Origin of the sequence: Streptomyces katrae (assembly GCF_000966975.1) — a bacterium.
Taxonomy (GTDB): domain Bacteria; phylum Actinomycetota; class Actinomycetes; order Streptomycetales; family Streptomycetaceae; genus Streptomyces; species Streptomyces katrae.
The window spans coordinates 1-2514 of record NZ_JZWV01000746.1 but is presented as its reverse complement, the minus strand read 5'-3'; the positions used below and the strand labels follow the sequence as shown (position 1 = coordinate 2514).

4 protein-coding genes and 1 pseudogene are annotated in these 2514 nt (G+C 75.6%); 1 reads left to right on the top strand and 4 read right to left on the bottom strand.

Translation table 11 applies throughout. The features are described from left to right. Positions 1 to 209 (top strand): annotated as a pseudogene (locus VR44_RS25750) (transketolase); the annotation flags it as partial. 26 nt (positions 210 to 235) lie between these two features. On the opposite strand, the gene VR44_RS25745 reads toward VR44_RS25750, so the two are convergent. Genes VR44_RS25745 through VR44_RS25730 form a run of 4 tightly spaced genes read right to left on the bottom strand, consistent with a single transcriptional unit; the run spans position 236 to position 2295 of the window. After that, a complete protein-coding gene (locus tag VR44_RS25745) occupies positions 236 to 805 on the bottom strand; it encodes a GAF domain-containing protein (protein ID WP_045949979.1) in 570 nt (189 codons plus the stop codon). Further along, positions 802 to 1449 carry a GTP-binding protein gene (locus tag VR44_RS25740; protein ID WP_045949978.1) on the bottom strand — a complete coding sequence of 216 codons (648 nt, stop codon included), beginning with the start codon at positions 1447 to 1449 and terminating at the stop codon, positions 802 to 804. The genes VR44_RS25745 and VR44_RS25740 overlap by 4 nt, the downstream gene beginning before the upstream one ends. Next, a complete protein-coding gene (locus VR44_RS25735; protein ID WP_045949977.1) occupies positions 1427 to 1855 on the bottom strand; it encodes a DUF742 domain-containing protein in 429 nt (142 codons plus the stop codon). The genes VR44_RS25740 and VR44_RS25735 overlap by 23 nt, the downstream gene beginning before the upstream one ends. Continuing rightward, entirely contained in the window at positions 1852 to 2295 is a 444-nt protein-coding gene (locus tag VR44_RS25730; RefSeq protein ID WP_384754816.1) for a roadblock/LC7 domain-containing protein, read from the bottom strand. Before VR44_RS25730 ends, VR44_RS25735 begins: the two co-directional genes overlap by 4 nt. Positions 2296 to 2514: the final 219 nt, after the last annotated feature.

Sequence of the window (2514 nt, the reverse complement as noted above, 5' to 3'; positions counted from 1 at the left end):
CGGCCGACGTGGTCCTGGTGGAGCCGTACCTCGCCGGGACCTCGGCGGCGGCCGCCGGACAGGCGCTGATCGACGTCCCGCACCGGGTGCTGCCGCTGGGGGTGGGCCGCGCCGAGCTGCGCCGGTTCGGGACGATCGAGGAGCACACCGCCGCCCACGGCCTGGACGCCGGCTCGCTGCGGCAGCGGATCACGGCCTTCCTCCGCTGAGCGGCCGCACCCGGGCGCCGGGGGCCTCAGGCGGGGCGGTCCCCGCGCTGCTGGAGCAGCTCGGTGAGCTCCGCGGCGAGGGCCTTGACGGTCGTCAGGCCCGCCAGCCCCCACCGCCGGGGCACCACGTCCGCCGCGCACACCGTGCCGAGGACNGCCGCGAGCACGGTGCCGAGGACGATGCCCCGCCGGTCGGTGAGCGGCGCCCCCAGGTAGGAGCGGATCCCGCTCTCGTCCACGACGGCGTTGCCCGCGAAACGCGCGAAGTCCCGTACGTCCTCCAGGACCAGGGCCCGGCGCCGCACCACCACGTGCGGGCAGTAGCCGTGGTCGCGGGGCAGCACCCGCGCCGGATAGCCGCTCGCGGCCGCGTCCGGCCCGTGGTGCAGTCCGGCGAAGAACTGGCGTTCCTCGCCGACGAAGTTGACCCCCGCGTAGGGGGCGTCCAGGGTCTGCGCGACCCGGCGGGCGAAGGCGTCGAGTTCGGCCTCCACCCGCTCCCCCAGGTTCATCTCGCGCAGCCGGACGACCCGCGCGGGCGCCTCCCGGTCCACGGGGGTGAGCAGCAGATGGCCGGTCGTCTCATAGCGGTTCATGGCGGTTCCCCCGGTCCGAAGTGGTGGGCGTACGCGTGCTGTTGTGTTGCGGGGTCCGGCCCGGCGGTGCGCCGGGCCGTGGACAGCAGGTGGTGGACGAGCGCGGCCAGCGTCCCGGTGCCGGAGCCCGTGAGGCGGGCGTCGCAGCGGACGACGGGCACCTCCGGGCCGAGCCCCACCGCCTCGCGGACCTCCTCGGCCGTGTAGCGGTGGCCGCCGTCGAACTCGTTGACGGCGACGACGAAGCCGATGCCGCGCCGTTCGAAGAAGTCCACGGCGGGGAAGCAGTCGGCCAGGCGGCGGGTGTCGGCCAGGACGACGGCGCCGAGCGCGCCCGCGCAGAGCTCCTCCCACAGGAACCAGAACCGCTGCTGGCCGGGCGTGCCGAACAGGTAGAGGACGTGGCGGTCGTCGAGGGTGAGCCGGCCGAAGTCCAGGGCCACCGTGGTCGCCGTCTTGGCCTCCACCCCGTCGAGCGGGTCGGCGGCCTCGCCGATCCCGCTCAGCAGTTCCTCCGTGCACAGCGGCTCGATCTCGCTGACCGCGCCCACGAAGGTGGTCTTCCCCGCCCCGAACCCGCCCGCGACCAGGATCTTCAGGGTCGCGGGCAGGGCCGGGGCCTCAGAGCCGCCGGCGCAGGCCATCGAGCACCGCCCTCAGCAGGGACTGGTCGTCGGCGGCGAAGGACCCCCCGCCGCCCGGGAACCTCGGCGCCTGCGCCCGTACCGCCCCGTACTCCACGAGGTCGGACAGCAGCACCTTGACGACCACCGCCGGGAGCCGCAGGTGGCCGGCCACCTCGGCGACCGTCACCGCCGGCGCGGCCGCGCAGCAGCGCAGGGCCAGGACGTGCTCGGCGCCCAGCGGGATCCTCGGCCGGACCCCGGTGGCGCACACCAGCGACAGCAGGTCGAGGGCGACGGCGGGCCGGGTACGGCCGCCGCTGGCCGTGTACGGGCGCATCACCCGGCCGGCCGAGTCGTCGAGCCAGGGTGTGTCGCGCAGCGCCCCGGCCCCCGTTCCGTGTGCCCCCCTGGCCCAGACCCTCATCGCACGGCGTCGGTGTCGGCGACCGGGCGGCGCGGCGGGGCCGCGAGGTAGGGCCGGACGCTCTTGACCAGCATGGCCATCTCGTAGCCGAGCACGCCCGCGTCGGCCTCCCGGTCCGCGAGGACGGCCAGGCAGGTGCCGGAGCCGGCCGCGGAGACGAAGACGAGGGCGGTGTCGAGTTCGACGACGACCTGGCGGACCTCGGCGCCGTCGCCGAAGCGGGCTCCGGCGCTGCGGCCGAGGGAGTACAGGCCCGAGGCGAGGGCGGCCATGTGGTCGGCGCTGTCGGAGTCCAGGCCGTGCACGCAGGTGACGAGCCCGTCGTTGGTCAGCAGCACCGCGGCACGCGTGTACGGGACGCGTTGGACCAGTCCGCCGAGCAGCCAGTCGAGATCCGAGAGGCTGCCTGTCTTCGTCTGCGTCGCCACTTCGCCGGCCATGGGGGTGTGCTCCTTGCTGGGGTTCGTGCGGGTGTTCAGGTGAGGGGTCATGTCTGCCGTTCGGACGACTGGGCGAGGCCGAAACCCCGCTGGAAGGCCGCCATCAGGCCGGGGTCGTGCAGGGGCTGTTCGGTGTCCCCGTCGGCCCTGCGGGGGGCGGGGGCCTCGCGCAGCTGCGGGGCGAGGTGCGTCTGGGCCCGGCGGCGGGGCAGCGCCGGC